The sequence below is a fragment of the Micromonospora sp. SCSIO 07396 genome (assembly GCF_053667945.1).
In genome coordinates this window covers 2,011,833-2,031,996 of the sequence record NZ_CM132210.1, presented here as the reverse complement: position 1 = coordinate 2,031,996, position 20,164 = coordinate 2,011,833, and the positions used below count along the sequence as shown (strand labels likewise).

15 protein-coding genes are annotated in these 20,164 nt (G+C 72.3%); 6 read left to right on the top strand and 9 right to left on the bottom strand.

Annotation, left to right across the window (positions count from 1 at the left end; genetic code table 11):
• Positions 1–33: 33 nt before the first annotated feature.
• From ACWCHM_RS08680 to ACWCHM_RS08670, 3 genes are read right to left on the bottom strand one after another with little or no spacing between them, the layout of a single operon-like run.
• Positions 34–1,128 carry a FecCD family ABC transporter permease gene (locus tag ACWCHM_RS08680; RefSeq protein ID WP_454222005.1) on the bottom strand — a complete coding sequence of 365 codons (1,095 nt, stop codon included), beginning with the start codon at positions 1,126–1,128 and terminating at the stop codon, positions 34–36.
• The gene (locus ACWCHM_RS08675; RefSeq protein WP_454222004.1) at positions 1,125–2,141 is read right to left on the bottom strand and encodes a heme/hemin ABC transporter substrate-binding protein; all 1,017 of its coding nucleotides are present in this window, start codon (positions 2,139–2,141) and stop codon (positions 1,125–1,127) included. Before ACWCHM_RS08675 ends, ACWCHM_RS08680 begins: the two co-directional genes overlap by 4 nt.
• On the bottom strand, positions 2,138–2,965 hold the full coding sequence (locus ACWCHM_RS08670; RefSeq protein WP_454222003.1) for a hypothetical protein: 828 nt from the start codon (positions 2,963–2,965) through the stop codon (positions 2,138–2,140). Before ACWCHM_RS08670 ends, ACWCHM_RS08675 begins: the two co-directional genes overlap by 4 nt.
• Before the next feature lie 193 nt (positions 2,966–3,158).
• Between ACWCHM_RS08670 and ACWCHM_RS08665 the strand changes: the two genes are divergently transcribed.
• From ACWCHM_RS08665 to ACWCHM_RS08655, 3 genes are all read left to right on the top strand, one after another.
• Positions 3,159–4,667, top strand: coding sequence for an HtaA domain-containing protein (locus ACWCHM_RS08665; protein WP_454222002.1), 1,509 nt, complete (start codon positions 3,159–3,161; stop codon positions 4,665–4,667).
• A 71-nt stretch (positions 4,668–4,738) separates the two neighbouring features.
• Positions 4,739–5,893, top strand: a complete 1,155-nt coding sequence (locus ACWCHM_RS08660; protein ID WP_454222001.1) for a WxL protein peptidoglycan domain-containing protein — start codon at positions 4,739–4,741, stop codon at positions 5,891–5,893.
• Positions 5,890–6,855: a hypothetical protein gene (locus ACWCHM_RS08655; protein WP_454222000.1), complete on the top strand. Its 966-nt coding sequence runs from the start codon at positions 5,890–5,892 to the stop codon at positions 6,853–6,855. Before ACWCHM_RS08660 ends, ACWCHM_RS08655 begins: the two co-directional genes overlap by 4 nt.
• A 287-nt stretch (positions 6,856–7,142) precedes the next feature.
• Here ACWCHM_RS08655 and ACWCHM_RS08650 read toward each other — a convergent pair whose 3' ends face one another.
• Positions 7,143–8,372, bottom strand: coding sequence for an IS701 family transposase (locus tag ACWCHM_RS08650; RefSeq protein ID WP_454221999.1), 1,230 nt, complete (start codon positions 8,370–8,372; stop codon positions 7,143–7,145).
• A 1,226-nt stretch (positions 8,373–9,598) separates the two neighbouring features.
• Here ACWCHM_RS08650 and ACWCHM_RS08645 point away from each other — a divergent pair.
• From ACWCHM_RS08645 to ACWCHM_RS08635, 3 genes are all read left to right on the top strand, one after another.
• The gene (locus ACWCHM_RS08645) at positions 9,599–10,885 is read left to right on the top strand and encodes a hypothetical protein (RefSeq protein WP_454221998.1); all 1,287 of its coding nucleotides are present in this window, start codon (positions 9,599–9,601) and stop codon (positions 10,883–10,885) included.
• A gap of 85 nt (positions 10,886–10,970) precedes the next feature.
• On the top strand, positions 10,971–11,828 hold the full coding sequence (locus ACWCHM_RS08640; RefSeq protein WP_454221997.1) for a helix-turn-helix transcriptional regulator: 858 nt from the start codon (positions 10,971–10,973) through the stop codon (positions 11,826–11,828).
• Positions 11,829–11,938: 110 nt separating this feature from the next.
• A complete protein-coding gene (locus ACWCHM_RS08635; protein WP_454221996.1) occupies positions 11,939–15,634 on the top strand; it encodes a type I polyketide synthase in 3,696 nt (1,231 codons plus the stop codon).
• A gap of 62 nt (positions 15,635–15,696) precedes the next feature.
• Here the strand turns inward: ACWCHM_RS08635 and ACWCHM_RS08630 are convergent, their stop codons facing one another.
• The 5 genes from ACWCHM_RS08630 to ACWCHM_RS08610 are packed head-to-tail and all read right to left on the bottom strand — an operon-like array spanning position 15,697 to position 20,137.
• A complete protein-coding gene (locus tag ACWCHM_RS08630) occupies positions 15,697–16,920 on the bottom strand; it encodes a PP2C family protein-serine/threonine phosphatase (protein ID WP_454221995.1) in 1,224 nt (407 codons plus the stop codon).
• Between the two features lies 1 nt (position 16,921).
• Positions 16,922–17,371, bottom strand: a complete 450-nt coding sequence (locus tag ACWCHM_RS08625) for an ATP-binding protein (protein ID WP_454221994.1) — start codon at positions 17,369–17,371, stop codon at positions 16,922–16,924.
• Positions 17,371–17,691, bottom strand: coding sequence for an STAS domain-containing protein (locus ACWCHM_RS08620; protein ID WP_454221993.1), 321 nt, complete (start codon positions 17,689–17,691; stop codon positions 17,371–17,373). Before ACWCHM_RS08620 ends, ACWCHM_RS08625 begins: the two co-directional genes overlap by 1 nt.
• Positions 17,688–19,805 carry a glycogen debranching protein GlgX gene (gene glgX, locus ACWCHM_RS08615; protein ID WP_454221991.1) on the bottom strand — a complete coding sequence of 706 codons (2,118 nt, stop codon included), beginning with the start codon at positions 19,803–19,805 and terminating at the stop codon, positions 17,688–17,690. Before glgX ends, ACWCHM_RS08620 begins: the two co-directional genes overlap by 4 nt.
• The gene (locus ACWCHM_RS08610; protein WP_454221990.1) at positions 19,802–20,137 is read right to left on the bottom strand and encodes an STAS domain-containing protein; all 336 of its coding nucleotides are present in this window, start codon (positions 20,135–20,137) and stop codon (positions 19,802–19,804) included. Before ACWCHM_RS08610 ends, glgX begins: the two co-directional genes overlap by 4 nt.
• Positions 20,138–20,164 lie beyond the last annotated feature (27 nt).

Below are 20,164 nucleotides of genomic sequence, written 5' to 3'. Positions count from 1 at the left end.
CCTCGGGTGGGCGGGTCGGGTTGCCGGAGCCGCTCACGCCCAACCGCCGGCGCGGTCCCGGGTGCGGCGCAGCAGCCAGAAGAAGGCGGGGCCGCCGACCAGCGCGGAGAGCACTCCCAGCGGCAGTTCCTGGTAGTCGACGAGGGTTCGGGCGGCGAGGTCGGCGGCGACGACGACGATCGCCCCGCCGAGCGCGCTGGCCGGCAGCAGCAGCCGGTGTCCGGGGCCGGCGACCATCCGGACCAGGTGCGGCACGACCAGGCCGACGAAGCTGATGATGCCGGTGAAGGCCACCGCCGCCGCGCCGAGCAGCGCGGTGACCACGATCATCCGGACCCGCAGCCGTTCCACGTCGACCCCGAGGTGCCGGGCGGACCGCTCGCCCAAGGCGAGCAGGTCGAGCCGGCGGGCGTCGGCGAGGGTGGCGAGCAGCCCCACCGCGAGGCAGGGCGCGGCCAGCACGACCGCCGACCAGTTGGCCTGGGCCAGGCTGCCCAGGTTCCAGAAGGCGATGGCCTGCACGCCCGACTCGTCGGCGACGAACATCAGCAGCCCGATGGCGGCCCCGGCGACGGCGTTGACCGCGACCCCGGTGAGGACCAGGGTCACCACCTCGGTCCGGCCGCCGGAGCGGGCCAGCAGGTAGACCAGCCAGGTCGTGGCGAGGCCACCGGCGAATGCGGCGGCGGGCACCGTCCAGCCACCGAGGACGGTGACGCCGGTGACGATGGCCAGCGCCGCACCGACCGCCGCGCCGGCCGAGACGCCGATGACGCCCGGTTCGGCCAGCGGGTTGCCGAACACCCCCTGCATGACCGCACCGGCGCAGCCGAGCGCCGCGCCGACGACGGCGGCGAGCGCGACCCGGGGGAAGCGGACCAGCCACAGTGCGCTCTCGCCGTGTACGGCGGCGGGCCGGGGGCCGAGGTCCAGGCCGAGGCGGTGCAGCACCGAGCCGAGCACCTCCGTCGGGGCGACGGCGACCTGTCCCCGGCCGGCGGCGACCAGGGCGACCAGCAGCAGCCCGACGCTGAGCCCGGTGAGCAGGACCGGCCCCCGTCGGAGCGTGCGGCGAGGGCGGCCGGTTCCGGTGTCCCCGGTGGCCGGTCGGGTGCCGGTGACGGTCATCGTGGGCCCCGGCAGTGCAGCGCGTCGGCGAGCGCCCGGACCACCTGCCCGGATCGGGTGCCGAAGCTGAGCAGGACGCCGTCGTCCATGTCGACGACGCGGCGGGCGACGCCGGCCGGGGTCTGCCCCACCCCGGGGAGCCTGAGCAGGCCCTCGACACCGCCGACGGACTCCAACCCACCGCTCATCACCAGGATCACGTCCGGGGCGGCGTTGATCAGGCCCTCGCTGGTCAGCGGGCGGAACTTCGCCAGGCCGATCGCGCTGCCGGCGTCCACTCCCCCGGCGGCCTCGATCATCGCGTCGCTGCCGGCGCCCCGCCCGCCGATCAGGTAGACCCCGGCGGTGCCGCGCAGGTAGAGGAAGGCGACCCGGGGGGCGGTGCCGCCGCCCGCGCCGGCGCGGGCGGCGGCGATGTCGGCCTCGATCCGGGTGACCAGCCGGTCGCCGGCCGCGCCGACACCGAGCGCCGCCGCGATGGCCCGTACGTGCCCGGGGACGGCGTCGAGGCGCTGTTCGGCGGCGACGAGGACCACCGGGATGCCGGCGGCGCGCAGTTGCCGCAGCGTCTCGGGTGGACCGATGCTGTCGTCGGCGAGGATCACCGTGGGGGCCAGCGCGAGCACCGCCTCGGCGGACAGGTCGTGCCCGGCCGGGGTGACCACCGGCAGGTGCGCGGCGGCCGGGAAGGTGGTGGAGGTGTCCCGGCCGACGACGTTGCCGCCCAGGCCGAGGCTGAACACGATCTCGGCGATCGACCCGTAGAGGTTGACCGGCAGGATGCGGGTGGCGTCGGTGACCGTGGTGACGACGCCGTCGGTGGAGGTGACGGTGGCCGGCAGGGCCGGGGCCGGCGGCGGGGTCAGCGGGGTGACGTCGGTGTCGCCCACGGCGGCGGTGACCGGGCCACAGGAGGTCGGTGTGCCCGGTCGGGCCTCGGCGGCCGGGTCGGTGCAGCCGACCAGCGCCCCGGCGAGCAGCACCAGGACGAGCGGCAGCGCGCGCCGGGTCACGATGCGGCCCGGCGTCGGCGACGCCGGCGCAGGCCGGCGAGCAGGGCCATGACGAGCAGGGGTACGACCAGCGCCACGAGCCACCAGCGGCCGGTGTCGGAGGCGGCGCTGACCCGGGTCACCTGCGCCTGGTCACCGGCATCGGCCGGGCCCGCCGGACCGACCGTTCCACCGGTGCCGGCGGGGGCGACCGCGGTGGCGGCCGACGCCGGTGCGCCACCGGTGGACGCGCCGGCCGGGGTCGCCGCCGGTGGGGTGGTCCGGGCGGCACCGCCGGTGGTCGCCGGGGCGGCGGCCGGGGTACGGGTCGGTGCGGGCGCTGCGGCGGCGGCGAAGGTGACGGGCACCCGGACGTCCTGGGAGCGGTCGGCGGTGCGGGTGTGGTCGGCGCGGGAGGCGACCACACAGCGACTGACGGTGCAGTCGACGTCACCGATGCGGGGGCTCACGGTGAGGGTCACCCGGAACGACCCGCCCGGGCCGTACGGGACGGCCAGTCCCTCCCCGTAGGAGGGTGGGTTGGACGAGATCCAGTGCGACGCGCCGCTGCTGCCGGTGGTGTCGACACCGCCGCCGCACGGGGTGGGGGCGACGCCGACGCCGTTGTCCACGCAGAAGGCGACGTAGATGCCCTTGGTGACGTCGTATCCGCTGCCGCTGACGGTCACCGTCGCCCCGGTGCGAGACACCCCGCTGCTGGGGGTGGCGGTGAGGGTCTGCCCGGCGGGGCCCCGGCCGGTGCCGGCGTGGGCCGGTGTCGACGCCGCACCGATACTGACAGTGACCGCTACGGCGGCCAGGATGGCGCGAGGCAGTGCCCGCATCAGGCTCCTCCCATGACGGATCGGGCCGGCTGCCACACCGACCGTAGTTAAGGTTTGCCTAACCTAAGCGACTGATCCGCTGTTCACAAGGGGTTCTTCGGCCCAAGATCTTCGGCTGCTCGCCGGGTGCCTCGTTGGTTAGGTTTGCCTAACCTCAACCACTGTCCGTATTGGGCATCACAGAGGGAGCACCATGGTCAGATCCAGAACCAATGCCGGTCGGTGGCGGTCGTTGCGCTGGGCGGCGGTCGCCCTGCTCGGCGCGTCGACCGTCCTCGTCGGGGTCAGCCCCGCCCAGGCCGCCGGGACGGAGCTCAGCTCCGGCAGCCTGACCTGGGGTTTCAAGGCGTCCTTCCGCGCCTACGTGAACACCGGCAACGGCAACCCGCCGATCGCCGCCAGCGACGGTGCCCGCATCAACAGCGACGGCACCTTCACCTTCCCCGCCAAGGGCGGCACGTACGACGCCGACACCGACGCCATCGACGCCGCATACGGCGGGAAGATCGTCTTCTCGTACCCGGCGCACTTCTTCACCATCGCGTTGGCCAACCCGACGATCGTCGTGACCGGCGGCACCGCCGCGGTCAAGGCGGACGTCGACCTCACCACCACGGCAGCCGAGCCGGTCTCGGTCCGCCAGGCCACCATCGCCACCATCACCGCAAGCGACGACAACCCCGGTGGCAGCGGCGGCACGGTGACCGCGACCGACCTGGCGGCGACGCTGACCGCCGAGGGCGCCTCGGCGTTCAACGGCTTCTACACCGCCGGCACCGCGCTCGACCCGCTGTCGTTCAGCTTCTCCACCGGTGGCGGCGGCGAACCGGCCGGACCGGCCGTCGGCGTCACCCCCGCCACCGGGCTCGACCCGGCCGGGGCGACGATCACGGTCACCGGCAGCGGCTTCGACCCGGAGGCCAACGGGGCGGCGGGGATCTACGTCTCGTTCGGCCCGAAGGTCGACGAGCACTGGACCAATGCCGGTGTCCTGCAGGTCACCAAGTGGGTCAACAAGACGAACGAGCCGACGGAGGCCCGCGACCGGCTCAACGCCGACGGCACGTTCCGTACCACGCTGCCGATCAGCGCGGTCTACACCGACCGCACCGGCACCCGGGTCGACTGCACGGCCGTGCAGTGCTACGTGATCACCTTTGCCGCCCGGGGCTCGGCCGACCGCAGCCAGGACACCTTCACCCCGGTGACCTTCACCCGTACGCCGGCCGGCGGCGGCGACGCCGACCAGCAGATCACCGCCACCGTCACCGGTGGCGCGCTGACCCTCGGCGTGGCCGGCGCCACGGTCGCCCTGCCGGCGGTCAGCAACGGGCAGGTCACCACCGGGGCGCTCAACGCCGCCACGGTGGCCGACCTGCGCGGCACCAACGCCGGCTGGAGCCTGGTCGGGCAGGTCTCCGACTTCGCCTCGACCACCGGCGGCACCATCGCCGCGGACAACCTCGGGTGGACGCCGAGCGCCACCGTCGGCACCGACGGCCTCGCCGGCACCCCCGGCGTGGTCACCCCGGGCGCGCCCGCCACGCCCGGCGCCGGTCTCGGCACCGCTCGGGCGCTGTGCACCTCGGCGACCGGCGCGAGCAACGGCACCTTCACCTGTGGCGCCGAGCTCCAACTCGGGGTTCCGGCGTCCGCCCTGGCGGGCGACTACAGCGCGGTGCTCACCCTCACCCTCTCCTGATTCGGCACCACCCCGGTGGGGCGGGCTCGCCACCCGCCCCACCGGGCCCGATCACGTTCCCGGAGCCCGGCATGTCCCTGCGTACCATCCTGTCCCGGGCGAGCGCCGTGCTCGCCGTCACGCTGCTCGTGGCCATGGCCCCGCCAGCACCGGCCCCCGCCGCGCCCGCCCCGTCGCCCGGCCCGACGGCCGCCGCCGGCCAGACCGGAGCGGCGCGCTGGGCCGTCCAACCGTCCAGTGCTAAGGGCCCGACCGGGCGCAACTACTTCATCTACGACCTGGCCCCGGGCAGCACCCTGACCGACCACGTCGGCATCACCAACCTCGGCGACCGCCCGGTCACCTTCGACGTGTACGGCACCGACGCCTACACCTCCACCGACGGCGCGTTCGCCCTGCTGCCGGCGGACCGGCCGGCCACCGACGTGGGCTCCTGGATCAGGGTCGAACGGCGCGAATGGACGATTCCGGCGGGCAAGCGGGTCGACATCCCGTTCCGGCTCACCGTGCCGGCCAACGCCACCCCGGGCGACCACACCGGCGGGGTGATCGGTGCGGTCGCCCGGATCCGGACCACCGCCGACGGGCAGCGCGTCCTGGTCGACCAGCGGCTCGCCGCCCGGGTCTACCTGCGGGTCACCGGCCCGGTCCGGCCCGCCGTCACGGTGGAGGCGGTCGACGTCTCCTACGACAACCCGGTCAACCCGTTCGGCGGCGGCGACCTGGTGGTCCGCTACCGGCTGCGCAACGACGGCAACGTGCGGGTCGGCGGCAGCGGCACGGTGACCGTGCGCGCGCCCTTCGGCCGGGAACAGGCCCGCACCTCCCCCACCGACCTGCCGGAACTGCTGCCCGGGGCCACCTTCACGGTCACCGAGCGGATCACCGGCGTACCTCCGCTGCTGCGGCTGAACGCCGAGGTCGACATCGCGGCGACCACCACGGACACCGCGCTGCCGCCGGTGGTCCGGACCGCCGGGGTGTGGGCCCCGCCGTGGCTGCTGCTGGCCCTGCTCGCCGGGGCGGCCGGCTGGGCCGGGCTACGGTGGTGGCGACGCCGGGCCGCTGCCGCCGCCGGTCGACCGTCCACCCCGGACCCTGCCGACACCCCGCGACCGGCCGCAACCTCCGCGACCGGCGCTGCCGCCGACGGGCCGGCTCCGGTTACCGCCACCGGGGCGGCTCCGGGTGTCGACCCGCGTCCCGACGCCCCGCCCGCCCGGTGACCGGGCCGCTGCGTGCCGTCGCCCTGCTGGCGGTAGCCGCCGCGCTGGCTCCGGCCCCGGGGGCGAGCGTCGCGGCCGGTGCCCCGGCGGGTGGTGGTCCCGGCGTCACCGTGCCGGCAGGGACGCTGCGGGTCGGCCAGCGGGTGCTGGTCGGCCTCGACGGCTGGCCCGCCGGCACCGTCCAGATCGAGGTGTGCGGCAACGCCGCCCGGCGCGGCGTGCTCGACTGCGCGACCGGGGCCGCCACCCACGGCCAGGTGCCGCCGTCCGGCCGGGCCACCCTGCCGGTGCTGGTGGCCGCCCCGCCGGTGGCCTGCCCGTGCGTGCTGCGGGTCCGGACACCGACGGGCACGGCCACCGCCGTCGCCGACCTGACGTTGGCCGGGGTGACCGCGCCGGCCGTCGCGCCGGCCGTCCCGGCCGGGTTGACCCTGGTGGAGGTGCACGCCGACGACCGCTCCGGGCCGCGCGGCTGGTTCGGTCTGCCGGGTGAACTCGCGGTACGGATCACCCTGCACAACCCCGGCCCGCAGGACGTCACCGATCCGCCGGTGCAGCTCACCGTCGGGCCGCCCGGCCGGGCCCGGACCATCGTGGCCACCCCGACGCTGGGCACCATCGCCGCCGGGCAGACCCGGGACTACCACCTCGCGGTACCCACCGACGCGGCCCCGTTCGGCCGGTACGAGGTGGACGGTCGGATCGCGGTGCCCGGCCGGCCGCTCGCGTTCACCGTGGCGGCGGCCCGGCGGCCCTGGGGGCTGCCGGTGGCGGCGGCCGTCCTCACGGTGGGGCTGCTGCTCGCCCGTCCGCTGCGGCGGTCGACCGGTCGTCGGTCCACGACCAGACCGGTGCCGCGCGTGGGGTCGGCGGTCACGGCACCTGTGACGCCGACCCCACCCAGGAGGAATTCCGGTGCCCCCGGCCGGCGGTCGCGCCACCCCGCGTCCCCACGGCCGTAGTGGCTGCTCCGCGGTCACCGGGGCGTCGCTCCGGTGCGGGCCTGCGGGGTGGGGCCGATCAACCTCCCGGCGGGCGGGCCCGGGCCAGCCGCGTGGTCGGGCGGGCCGGCCGGCCCTGACGACCCGACGGGAGGAGGAGAGGCCACGCCCGCGAGCGTGGGCCCTTCAGACGCCGTGCCGACACGGGTGCTCATGGTGTGGCTCCTCTGGTCGTGTCAGTTCGCGGTGGACGTCCCGGGGACACGGGCTTCAACCCCGTCCGTGGCGACACCGTGGTCCGGGTCTGGTCAGACCCGGCACCGGTGCGTGGCACCGCCGGACGCCTTGGACACGCACTGCGGCAACCGACCGATGGTGAACACCTCGTCCGGCCGGTTCGTCTTGGCGTACGCGTGGGCCAGCGACACCAGGGTGGTGTGGTGGTGCCAGCCCCGAAACGACCGTCCCTCGAAGTGGGCCAGTCCGAACTCGTCGCGCAGCCGGGCCATCTCGGCGCGGGCCCTCGGCTGGGTACGGATCAGGTCGACCAGTTGCGGAATGCGCGGCGATCTGAGGTTCGTCAACCAGATACCGGTCGGCCGGTGCCGACCGGCTGACCACTCGGCGAGCAGATGCCGTGGCCGGTTCCACCAGAATCCGAGGTCACCCCCCACGGGCCGGGGGAGCACCTGCATCACGAGGCGGGAGGTGGCGAGCAGTCCGCTGTTGTCGTCACGCCAGTTCAGCGAGGTGCTGCCGTTGCCGTTACGGGCCAGGGACGCGGCGAACTCCCCGGCGGTCAGCGCGCCACCGGCCTCCGTGCCGACCGGAGTACCGGCCGCCACCCGGACGACGTATCGCAGTCCGCGCTCGTCGAACGCTTTGAGCAGCGGCTCGACCTGGGTGTCGTGGTGCGCGTCGAGCACGATCGGCACCGGGGCTAACTCCCAGTTCATCGTCATCTCGCAGACCATGTCGAGCAACGACTGCCACCGTGACCGGTGCCGCTCGGTAGACGGGATGTGCGCCCGCGTCCGCCGCCCGGCGTCCGCGTCCCATTCCGGTGGCAGGTGCAGCCGCCAGTTGACCGGCACGATGTCGCTCGGACCCTCACCGACCAGGAACGCGCTCAGCCCGAGTTGGCAGTTCATCACCCTGCCGACGGTCGGCGCGTACTGGCGGGCCACCCCGACCGAGTTCGCACCGTTCTTCGGGAGCACCACCTCCTCGAACACCCAGGCGGTCGGGCGGTATCTGCTGTGGACGAAGGTCGAAAGTTCGCGCCGCACCGGCGCCCACTCCCACGGACTCTGGTTGACGAACTGTTGGATGCCCTGGTCGGCGCCGCCACCGACGATGACCTCGGATATCCCACGGACGGACTTGCGGCCCGGGACCGTCAGCAGCCCCCGGACGTAGACCTCGCCCCATCGCCGCTGGTCCGAGCGCGAGAGGCTGGTCAGCATGTTCTGACAGAACCGGGAGAGCCGGCTCGTGTCTTCGAGTCGAACGGTCGGATTCGGTAGGCCGTACGCCATTGCTGAGCTCCCGTCATTTCAGTCTCGTTGAACGCGTTCCACCAGTTCAGAAGCATTTCTTCTTTCTGACGAACGTGGTTCTCACCACCCCTCGGTGTCTGGTGGGACAACGATTCGTGGCAGCCCGCACCACCGGCTTCGGGGCTGATTCGGAGGGCATCGGGCACTGCCGGGGGACATCAAACGCGGTGAGGCATTTCTCTGCCATCGACGGAGCGGAACAGATGAATTCCGGGGTCGCGGCGGGTAGCACGCCACTCCAACACCACACGAGCTGACCGACAGGCATCGGACACACACTCTAGGTAAACAAGGCGATCAGAAAAGTAACCGGTAGGTAAACTACGGAGAGCAACCTCCGATCCCCAGCCGCAGGGGGTTCGCGCACCGGTCCCGACCCCGACCCACGCCCGCCTGGTGGCCGCGCCAGGACACCCGGAACGGTGGGCGACGACGACAGACCGCCACCCCGTCCACGAATCCGACATCCCGCCCCCCGAATGGACCACGAGGGGCGGGAGACGGCCGACCGCCACGACCGGCCCGGCCGACGGCGTCCACAGCGCCACCGGTGGCGGACCGGCCACGCCGGCACCGTCGGGTCGCCCACCGTGCACCTTCGCGGACGCCGCCGGTCAGGCTCCACCGCCAGGGAAGGCACTACCGCGTCCGACTCCGGACCACGGGACGGAGGCCGCCGCGCCTGCAACATCCACCTACGCACCCCTGGTCGGCAGCACGGCGCACGGTCATTTCCGGTTCTGAGATACACGCTTCCCCCGCGACTGTCGCCAATGCCTATAGAATTGGTATTACATTCTTATGCCGGCATCCAGAAATCGGGGATGGCAGCACTATCAGTACCAGTTCTCACCACATCGAGTCATGCACGGATTGTCACCGAGCTCGACCTGCGATCACGGCAAGCGCGGCACGGACGTCACTCTCAGTGCATGATCAGTAGTGATTTGCACGAGTCCGGACTCAGTTCAAGCTGACTATGTCAACTAAAGGTTGGGCACGGGCAATCTGCCGACAGAATATTGGAACGAACGGCTCCGGCATGGGGCCGTCAGCGCCTTGCAGCAGCAACTATGGGGGTTAGCGTGTCCGCTCGATCGGTCCCTCGCACGGAATGCCTCGACGCAGTCGGCGCGTGGTTGTCGACACCCCGACCAGGACCCCTGATCGTTTCGGGCGAACCCGGGGTCGGCCGAACGAACCTGTTGGCGCAGTTGCTGGCCGTCGTCGACGGACGGGTACACCGGATCGTGTTCCTCGATGCCGCCGGCACGTCGGCCGGCGCCGGCCCGGTGGAACATCTCCCCGCGACGGCAACCGTAGTGGCGGAGCTCCCGGACCCGGCCGACAGCCGACGGCTTCTGGTGGTCCTCGACGACGCGCACCGGATCGGCCATTCGGTCGTGCAGGCACTGCATGACCTGCACCGAAGGACCGGTGCCGCGCTGCTGCTCACCAGGCCGACCGGCCTGGTGGTCAAGCCCGATCCGCTCGACTGCCTGAGGTACGAGTCCGGTGCGACCTTCCTGACGCTCGCGCCGCTCGACAAGGCTCAGACCTGGGTGCTGCTCAACGAGTTGGTGGGCGGGCAGGTCCGAGACGGAACGGTGACCGCGCTGCACGCGGCGACCAGCGGCAACCCGCGCCACCTGACCGACCTCGTGCTCTCCAACCGGCTGGCCGAGCGCCTCGTGGAGCAGGATGGATGGCGGCGGTTACCAGCCGGGCTCCCGGGTCCGCTCCGGGTCGACGAGGCTGGCCGGCGTCGCCTCCGGGAGGCGCTGGAGCAGGCGTGGCGGCAACTGTCCCTGGAACCGCTGCACGACCTGTGCACGCTGATGACGGCTCTCGGCCCCACGGAGGACGTTGCGCCGGTGCTCGCCATGAGTCTGCTCCTGACCGGCAGAGCCGAGCAGGGCCTGCAGCTCCTCGACACCCCGGCACATCGGCGCGACGGCACCGTCGAGGCCCGCACCGTCCTCACCCGGGCCCTGCTGTTGGCCTTCGGCACCGGACGGATCGATGCGGCGGTGGAACTGCTGGGCAGCCCGACCGCCCGGGCGTCGGTGCCCGAGTCCAGACTCGCCGCGGTACGTGCCTGGATCCTGAGCGTGACCGGCCGGGACGACCCGGTCGGTGCGACGCCGCTGGCAGCCGACCCAGCCGGCGACCCGGAGGCGATGGTGTTCGCCCGGGCGGCTGCCGCGACCCGGGAGCTGAACGCCGGGCGGCCCCGGCAGGCGGTGCCGCACCTGCGCCGCGCGATCATTGGCGCCAGACAGCTACACGAGGAGCTGCCATGGCTGTCCCCACTGCTGACCAGCGCGCTGATCGACGCCCTGTTGCTGGCCGGCAGGGTCAACGAGGCTACTGCCGCGGCGGCCAGCTTCCACGCCGCCCAGAACGGCAGCGGTTGGGACGCCGCCGTGTCGCTGTCGGCGCTCATCCGCTCCGCCTCCGTCGCTGAGCTGGCCTTTGTGGACACTCACTGACAGCAAGCCAACACTCATGGTGAACTAGTAAGAATGTGGACCCTCTTCCGGTCGACCACAGAAGAGAGCGGGGCTATCTCTGTTGATGACCAATCACACCAGGTCCGACCTCGCGATGTTCCTGCGCAGCCGGCGGGAGCGCATCATGCCTGCGCACGTGGGTCTGCCCGTGGGGCCCCGCCGGCGTACCCCGGGACTGCGCCGCGAGGAGATCGCGATGCTCGCAGGTCTGAGTCCCACCTGGTACACCTACCTGGAGCAGGGACGCGACATCCGACCGTCGCCGGAGGTGCTGGACAGCCTAGCCCGCGTGCTGCAACTGAGCGAGGACGAACGACGTTACCTGCACCTGCTCGCCGTTGGCGAACAGGTGCAGAGCACGCCCACCCAGCCACGGGACCTGGACAAGGAGATGATGCGCCAGGCCGTCGCCCTGATCGGCCAGGTGGACCTGCCCGTGTACGCCGCCGACGTGTACGGCGACATGGTGGCGTGGAACGCCGCGACGACGCGGTGGTACACCGATTTCGAAACCCTTCCCCCCGGACGCCGCAACATGTTGTGGTGGCTCCTCACCGCCCCCGAGGCACGGTCGCGGTTGGTGAAGTGGGAGGAGGACACCCGGGACGTCGTCGGCCGCTTCCGGGCGGCCTCCGCGACCCGCCCCTGGGACCAGCGCTTCCGTGAACTGATCACCGCGATGCAGGCGGTCAGCCCGGAGTTCTGCACCTGGTGGCCCGAGCACGACGTGCGGGGCCAGCAGATCCGCCCCCGGCATCTCCGGCTGCCCACCGGCGAATCACTCACCACCGAACTCGTCGTGCTACGGATGGCCGACTCGTTCTTCTCCCTGATCATGCACATCGATCCCGGCACGACGGCGGCACCCACCGAAGTGGCGCGGCGTGTGCTGTGCGACAACCCGGAGCATTACGTCAAGTAGCGATTGACCATTCGATTCGAGGAAAGCAGGGTGGCTCTCGGTGGTGCCGCTGCCACCTTCGCCCTTGACTGCCCACCGCCGTGCAGTCGGCCACGCCCTCAGGAGGACGGATGGACGACGCGACGGACGCACGACGCTCCCCGGTGGCGATTGTCGGCATCGCGCTGCGGTTGCCCGGTGCCGCCAACCACCAGCAGTTGTGGGACCTGTTGAGCACTGGCGGGGACGCCGTCGGCCCCATCCCACCCGAGAGGTTCGACATCGAGCAATGGTTCGACCCGCGACCGGGACGGCCGGGGCGGATCGCCACCCGCATCGGCGGCTTCCTGCCCGGGGTCGACCAGTTCGACGCGGGCTTCTTCGGGCTCTCGGCGTACGAGGCGACCCGGCTGGACCCGCAGCACCGCCTCATGCTGCACACGGTCTGGGAGGCGGTCGAGGACGCCGGCCTCACCCTGTCCGGTCTCGCCGGCAGCAACACCGGCGTCTACACCGCCTGCATCGCCGCCGACTACTGGGACACCGTCCGCGAGGCCGGGTTCTTCGACATGCACGCCGCGGTGGGGACCGGTTCCTGGGGGCTCCCCGCCGGCCGCATCTCCCACCTGCTCGACCTTCGGGGCCCGAGCATGGGCCTGGAGGCCACCTGCTCGAGCGCCCTGCTGGCCGTGCACCTCGCCTGCCGCGACCTGTGGAGCGGAACCACCGACACCGCCATCGTCTCGGGGGCGAACCTGCTCCTCGCGCCCGATCTCTACCTCGGGTTGTCCGAGGCCGGCATCCTCACCCCCGACGGGCAGCTGCGTTTCGGCGACGCCGGTGCCAATGGCTACACCCGCAGCGAGGGCGTGGTGACCGTGGTGCTCAAGCGGGCGGATACGGCCCTGGCCGACGGTGACCAGGTCTACGCCACGATTCTCGGCGGCGCAGCCAACAACAACGGGCGCAGCAGCGGAACCCTCATCGCGCCCGGTGCGGAGGGTCAGGCCGAGATGCTGCGCGCCGCGTACGCCGACGCGGGTGTCGCGCCCTCGCAGGTGGACTATGTCGAGGCGCACGGTGCCGGCACGCCGCGCGGCGACCAGGTCGAGCTGACCGCGCTGCGCGAGGTCCTCGGGCCCGGTCGCCCGGCCGAACGGCCCTGCCTGGTCGGCTCGGTGAAGTCGAACATTGGGCACATCGAGGTCGCTGCCGGGCTGGCCGGCCTGGTCAAGGCCGCCCTGGCGATCAGGCACCGGGTCATACCGGCGACCCTGGGAGTGCGCGACCCCCACCCGGTCGTCACCTCTGCCGGCTCCCCCCTCGCCCTCGCGCTCACCCAGCAGCGGTGGCCGGTGACAGGTCACCCGGCGGTGGCCGGAGTCAGCTCGTTCGGTCTCTCCGCCACCAACGTGCACCTCGTCCTTGGAGAGGCCCCAACGGACGTGGCGGCCCCGCACGAGGCCGTGGTGGACGATGCCGTCGTGCTGCCGCTGTCCGCTCGCGCCCCGCACGCCCTGCGGCAACTGGCCGTCGCCGTCGCCGCCCGGATCGAGAACTCACCCGGCGAACTGGCCGACCTGCTGTACAGCGCCGGGGTACGCCGCAGCCACCACGCCCGACGCCTGGCCGTGGTCGGCACCGGTCCCGACGACCTCGTCGCCGCCCTGCGGGACGCCGCGTCCGAAGACCGCCCCGGGCCGTCGGCCCCCGGCCTCAGGCGGGCCGACGTGCCACCCCGGGTCGTGTTCGTCTTCTCCGGTCAGGGGTCCCAGTGGGCCGGCATGGCGGTCGGTCTACTCCGGACCGACGAGGTGTTCCACGCCCGGATGACCGAGTGCGACGAGGCGATCCGGCGGGAGACCGGCTGGTCGCTGATCGACCGGCTGAACAGCGGCGGGCCCTGGGAGACCGAAGACGTGATACAACCCGCGCTATGGGGGATGCAGGTGTCGCTGGCAGCCCGCTGGCGACACTGGGGCCTCCAGCCTGACCTGGTCATCGGACACAGCATGGGCGAGGTGGCCGCCGCGTGCGTGTCCGGCGCGCTGAGCCTGGCCGACGGTGCGGCCGTCATCTGTCGGCGCAGCGCTCTCGCGGCCCGCACGGCCGGCACCGGTGCCATGGTCGCGGTGCAGTTGGGCGAAAAGGAGGCGTGGGAGGCGATCGGCGAGCTGGCCGGCCGGGTCAGCGTGGGCGTGGTCAACAGCTTCCGGTCCACGGTCCTGGCCGGTGACACCGACGCGGTCGCCCGGGTCGTCGAGCCGCTGCGGGACCGGGGGGTGTTCACCCGGCCCGTCCAGGTCCGTTACGCCTCGCACTGTCCCCAGGTCGACGCCGTCGCCGGTCCGCTGGGTGAGGCTCTCGCCGAGCTGCGGCCCCGGCCACCACAGGTCCGGATGTGGTCGACCGTCCGGGACCGGCTACTCGACGACGACCTGCTCGACGCGTCGTACTGGATGGCGAACCTGCGGGAGCAGGTACAGTTCGCCTCGGCCGTCACCGCCGCGTTGGCCGACCCGGGCCCGGTGGTCTTCATCGAGGTGAGCCCACATCCGCTGCTGACCGGGTCGATCGAAGACCTGGTGCACGACCTTGACGCGGACGCCGTGGCAGTGGGTTCCCTCGTGCGCGACGAGTCGGAGGACGTGACGCTACGGCGAGCGCTGGCGGCCGCATACGTGCATGGTTGCGATCCCGACTGGGCGTCGGTGCAGCCCGCCGGGCGGTTCGTCCGGCTGCCGCCCTACCCGTGGCAGAACCGACGGTACTGGGCACGGCCGGCCGCCCCCGACGCCCCGGCCGCTCTTCCCGCCCGGCCTGCCCCGGCCGTCACCGACCCGACGGTGCCCGAAGCCGACGTATACACCCTGGACAGCACGGTGCCCGACGGAGTCGTCCCCGACCTGGGGGTCAGCCTGTCGGCTGCGCTCACCGCCCTGGCCAGACTCGCTCGCGACGGCAGCCTCACCGTGCTGGAGGACATTGTCCTGACCCCGCTGGCCGGAGCCGGCACGTACGCCGTCCGGACCGTCGTCCACCCGGGGAATCCGGAGTGGCGGTTCTCGGTGCGGCTGTGCCGCGACCGGTCGGGTGGGCTGGCGACCTGGGCCGTCACCGCCGACGGGCGGGCCCGTTGGAGCTCCCGGAGCCGGGAGACGGGTGCCGCGCTGGCCATGGTCCGGCGATGGTGCACCGAACCGGTGCCCGACCGGGGGGGTGCGGGCTTCGCGGGCATGTGGCGACGCGACGGCGAGGTGGCCGGCGTGTTGGAGCAGGTGGACCGCCTGACGCTGCCACAGCTGTTGCACGCGACGACGCGGGCCGTGCAGGCCACCATCCCGGACGGCAGCGGTCTCTCCACGGCCGCGTGGACGGCAGTCCGGGAACTGCGTGTCGGCGGCGAACCGGAGGCCGCCGTCTGGGTCCACGCGTGCCTGCGGGGGCTGTCGGAGTCGGGCAACTCCGCCATCGCGGACGTCCTCGTGCTCGACCGGGACGGCCTGGCCGTGGTGGAGCTGCGCGGAGTCCGCCTGGGCCGCGAGCCCGGGACGTTTCCGCCGGCCGAACCTGTCGTGCGCTACCCGGCGGCCGCCCCGAGGTCGGCGGACCGGACGGAGCAGGTGGTGGAGGCGGTCGCCGGCCTCCTCCAGACCACACCGGGCGAGCTGGACCGCCACACGCCCCTACCCCTGCTCGGGATGGACTCGCTGCTCGCCGCCCGGCTGCGCGCCCAACTACAGCGGGAGCTGGGTCTGGAGCTGCCGGTCGGCCGCCTCCTGCAACCGGTCAGCCTCACCGAGCTGGTGCGCGAACTCATCGGATGAGTGCGGCCCGGCCGCGGGACCGGGTGGGTGGGCGGACCCGGGTCGCGCGGCGCTGCGGGCTGTCATGTCCCGTGGCGCAGCGCGAGCATGGTGATGTCGTCGAACTGCTCGGAGTCTTGGACGTGGACGTCCAGCCGGTCCTGCACGACCCCGAGCGCGGTGCGGGGCGACCCCGCGCCGTCACGCAACGCGTCCAGCAGCCGGGAGAAGCCGAACGGCTCACCTTTGCGTGAACGGGCGTCGACGACACCGTCGGTATAGACGAACAGGGTGTCCCCGGGTGCCAGCATCGCCGTACCGAGAGCGAAGCCCCGGTCCGTCACCATGCCCACCGCCGGGCCTGTGGCCGCGAGCAGGGTGTGTTCACCGCTGGCCCGCAGGAGCACCGGGGCGTTGTGCCCGGCGTTGACGAACAGGAGCGCACCGGATACCGGGTCGAGCACGCCGAAGAACAGCGTCACGAAGTAGCCCTGCTGCCGGTGGGTCCGCAACAGGTACGCGTTGGTCGCCTCGACCGAATGGACCAGCGGGCCCGCGCCGACGGCCAATCCGCCGACCCTTCCGGCCGGTGGCGTCGGGGCGTCCGCCGTCTCCAATGCGGTGGTGGCGCCGGCGCAGGTGGCGCTGTGGCGCAGTAGCCCCCGGATCAGTGCCATGAACATGGCCGCGCTCAGACCCTTGTCGCAGACGTCGGCCACCAGGAACCCCCACCGGTGCCCACCCGCCAGGTCGAAGTAGTCGTAGAAGTCGCCGCTGACCTCCCGCGCCGGCCGGAACCACACTTCGGACCCCCAGCCGGACGGCGCCACCCTCGTGTCGGGCAGGAAGCCGGCCTGGATCTCCGCCGCGCCCCGAAGATCCCGCTCATACCGACGCAGCACCGCTTGCGCCGCCATCTCCTCCGCAACGGTCACGAGCCGCCCCCGCTCCCCTGCCGACGCCAGCCGATTGTCCAGCAGGGCGGGCAGGAAGGGCGGGGTGACGTAGTCGAATCCGGCCCGGACACACGCCTCCAGCGCGGACAGGTCGCCCTCGGGAAAGACTAGCACGGCGCACCGCCGGCCACTGCCCAGCCGGTGGCTGAGCAGTGCGACGTGCTGGAGGCCGAGGGACGACGAGACGAACACCGCGTCGACGCCGGCCAGTTCGTCGACGCGCTCGATCAGCTCGTCCGGGGTGACCTGCACGGCGTCCACACCGCCCCCGGTGAGGGCGTGGCGCAGATCGGTGGCGTTCATCGTGGCGATGGTGGTCGCGCTGACCACCATCGCCGTACGTCGTGCCACGTCACTCCCCCGTCGCATCCACGACGCCCTCGCCGTTCCGCCACACCCAGAGCGTATTGTAGTTACAGCCCTCGGTGTATTCGTGGTCGAGCCGGTAGAGGCTCCAGCGCACCAGCAGCAGCCCGCAGCCCCCGGGTCTCCGGGTGACCAGGTCGTCGTCCCGATGCCGGTCCGCCTGTGCCCAGGCGATGCGGGGATCGAAAGGCGGGGCTTCGTCGGAGATGGTCAACCAGGCCAGGTCACCACTGACGCCGGCCAGCAATTCTATCGGTCCGGGCTGATCCCGGTAGCCGTGTCTGAAGACATTGGTGGTCAGCTCGTCGGTGGCGAGCCGCAGCCGGTAGGCCGTGTGCGGGGTCAGACCGGTTCGGGCGGCGAGGTCGGAAACGAACCGCGCCACCTCCGGTGACGGGGGGCGAACCGGCACCAACCGCAGCCGGCCGTGCGACATCAGCCCTCCCCTACCGGCAGCATGGTGACGCCGGCCGCGAACCCGGTGATCCGCATCGTCTCGGCCACCTCCCCGGCGGCGCCGACCACCACGATCGGCACCCCCCGGCCCAGCGCCTGGTGGGCGTTCACCAGGCAGCGCAGGGCAGCCGACGACAGGAACGTCAGCCCGGTGAGGTCCAGCTCCAGCCGGCGCACCGGCGTTTCGAGGAGCCGACCGAGGGCACGGTTGAGCACCGGTGCCGCAGCCGAGTCGGCGTCACCACTCAGGAGCATCCGCACGGTCCCGTCCTCGACGGTGACCTGGGTCCGCAGGCTCACTGTTCCTCGCTCTCCTCAGGTATGGCGGTCAGCAGGACGACCGATCGGGGTGCGACGTCAATGACCGCTTCGGTCAGCGGCGTCTCGTGCCCCGGGGCACGGACGGCGGCGGGTCGCGACACGGCCGTGTCGGCGGCCAGTGCCCACCGGTGCCGCGATGGCGGCTCGGGCAGCCGCAGCCGGGCCGGTTCCCAGTGCGCGTTGGCAGCCAGGTAGACGACGTCGTCGGGGCCTCCGTCCGGGTCCTCGGCCCGGATCATGACGGCGACCAGTGGAAGGTGCCACTGGGGTGTCCACGGTTGCTCGCCGTGCCAGCTCAGCCCCGGCGGCTTCCCGGGTTTACCGGCGTCAGCCCCGGAGAGGTGGTGAGGGGACCGCAGCGCCGGGTGTGCGCGCCGCAGTGCGATCACCTCGCGGGTGAACGCGACCAGGTCCGCGTTCTCCTCGACCAGGTCCCAGTCCAGCCAGGACAGCTCGCCGTCGTGGCAGTAGGCATTGTTGTTGCCACGTTGGGTGCGTCCCAGTTCGTCGCCGGCGGTGATCATCGGTATCCCATGGCTGGCAAAGAGAAGCAGCAGCGCGTTGCGTGCCTGCCGGCCCCGCAGCGCGCGGATCTCGGGATCGTCGGTCGGTCCCTCGTGACCGCAGTTCCAGGAGAAGTCCTCGTGCCCGCCGTCGCGGCCGTCCTCGCCGTTGGCGGCGTTGTGCTTGCCGTCGTAGGCGAACAGGTCGTGCAGCGTCAGACCGTCGTGCGAGCTGACGAAGTTGACCGAGACGAGCGGACCGCGACCGGGATAGAGGTCCGGTGAACCGATCAGGCGGGTCGCGACCTCACCGGCGGAACCGGGATCGCCCCGCAGGAACCGCCGTACCGCGTCCCGGTACGGCCCGTTCCACTCCGCCCACCGGTGGTGGTGTGGGAAACTCCCCACCTGGTAGAGGCCGCCGGCGTCCCACGCCTCGGCGATGAGTTTGCAGTCGCGCAGAACCGGGTCGGCGGAGATCGCCTCGATCAGCGGCGGGTTGCCCATCGGCGCGCCGTCCACGCCCCGTGTCAGGGTGGACGCCAGGTCAAACCGGAAGCCATCGACGTGGAAGGTGGTCACCCAGTACCGCAGGCAGTCCAGCACGAAGCCACGGACGACCGGATCGTTGCTGTTGAGGGTGTTGCCGGTGCCGCTGAAGTTGCGGTAGGAACCGTCCGGACCGAGCAGATACCAGAGCCGGTTGTCCAGGCCCCGGAAGGAGATCGCCGGACCACGCTCGTCGCCCTCGGCGGTGTGGTTGAAAACGACGTCCAGGAGCACCTCGATACCGGCCCGGTGCATCGCCTTGACCAGGGCTTTGAACTCCGCCACCTGCCCGTCCGCCCGGGCGGAGGCGGCGTAGGAGGCCTTGGGGGCGAAGAAACCGACGGTGTCGTAACCCCAGTAGTTGTAGAGCCGTCCGCCGGTGAGCGGGTTGGCACGGTCGTTGGCGCACTCGTCGAACTCGAAGGCCGGCATGAGCTCGACGCAGTTGACGCCGAGCGCACGCAGGTACGGGATCTTCTCGACGAGCCCCGCGAACGTGCCGGGACTAAGCACCCCGGAGGACGGGTGGCGGGTGAAGCCCCGCACGTGGACCTCGTAGACGACCAGGTCCCGCAGCGGTAACCGCGGCGGACGGTCGTCACCCCAGTCGAAGTCGTCGACAGCCACCCGCGCCCGGTACGGGTAGGGGTCACCCGGCCCGTGAGGGCGACCCCATTCCTCCGAACCGCCCAACACTCGTGCGTACGGGTCGGTCAGTATCCGATTGGGGTCGAAGCGGTGTCCCCTCGCCGGGTCGTACGGGCCGTCGACCCGGTACCCGTACTCGAGGTTGGCCGGGTCGAGGCCACCGACGGTCATCGCGTAGACGTCGCCGACCCGGAAGCGGTCCGGAATCGACAGCTCCGCGAAGGGTGTCGCCGCGCCGCGCCGGAACAGCACCAGAGTCACGGCTGTGGCGTCCCGGGAGTGGACCGAGAAGTTGATCCCGTTCGCCACCCGGGTCGCCCCGTACGGGAGGGGCTCGCCGGCACGGATGCGCAGTTCGGTGAGGTCCGGCGCAGCGGACCACGCGGTGGTCATCGGCGCAGCGCCAGCACGCCGGCCTCGACCGTCTCGGTAACGAGGAACGCGTCGATGAACCCGGTCGCCTCCAGGACCGCACGCATGTCCGACGGGACGTCTGCCAGTGCGAGGCGCATGTTGCGCTCCCGGGCCTGCTGATGGACCAGTAGCAGGACCCGCAGGCCGGCGCTGGACAGGTAGGCGACCCCGCCCAGGTCGAGCAGGACCCGGCCGGACCGTGCCACGAGGTCGCTCAGCTCGTTGCGTACCTGCTCGGCGGTCATGCTGTCCAGGTCTCCCGTCAGCGACACCACAGTCACTTCACCGTGCAGCGTCTTGTTGACGCGCATGTCGTCCTCCAAGTCGTCGGGTGTTCC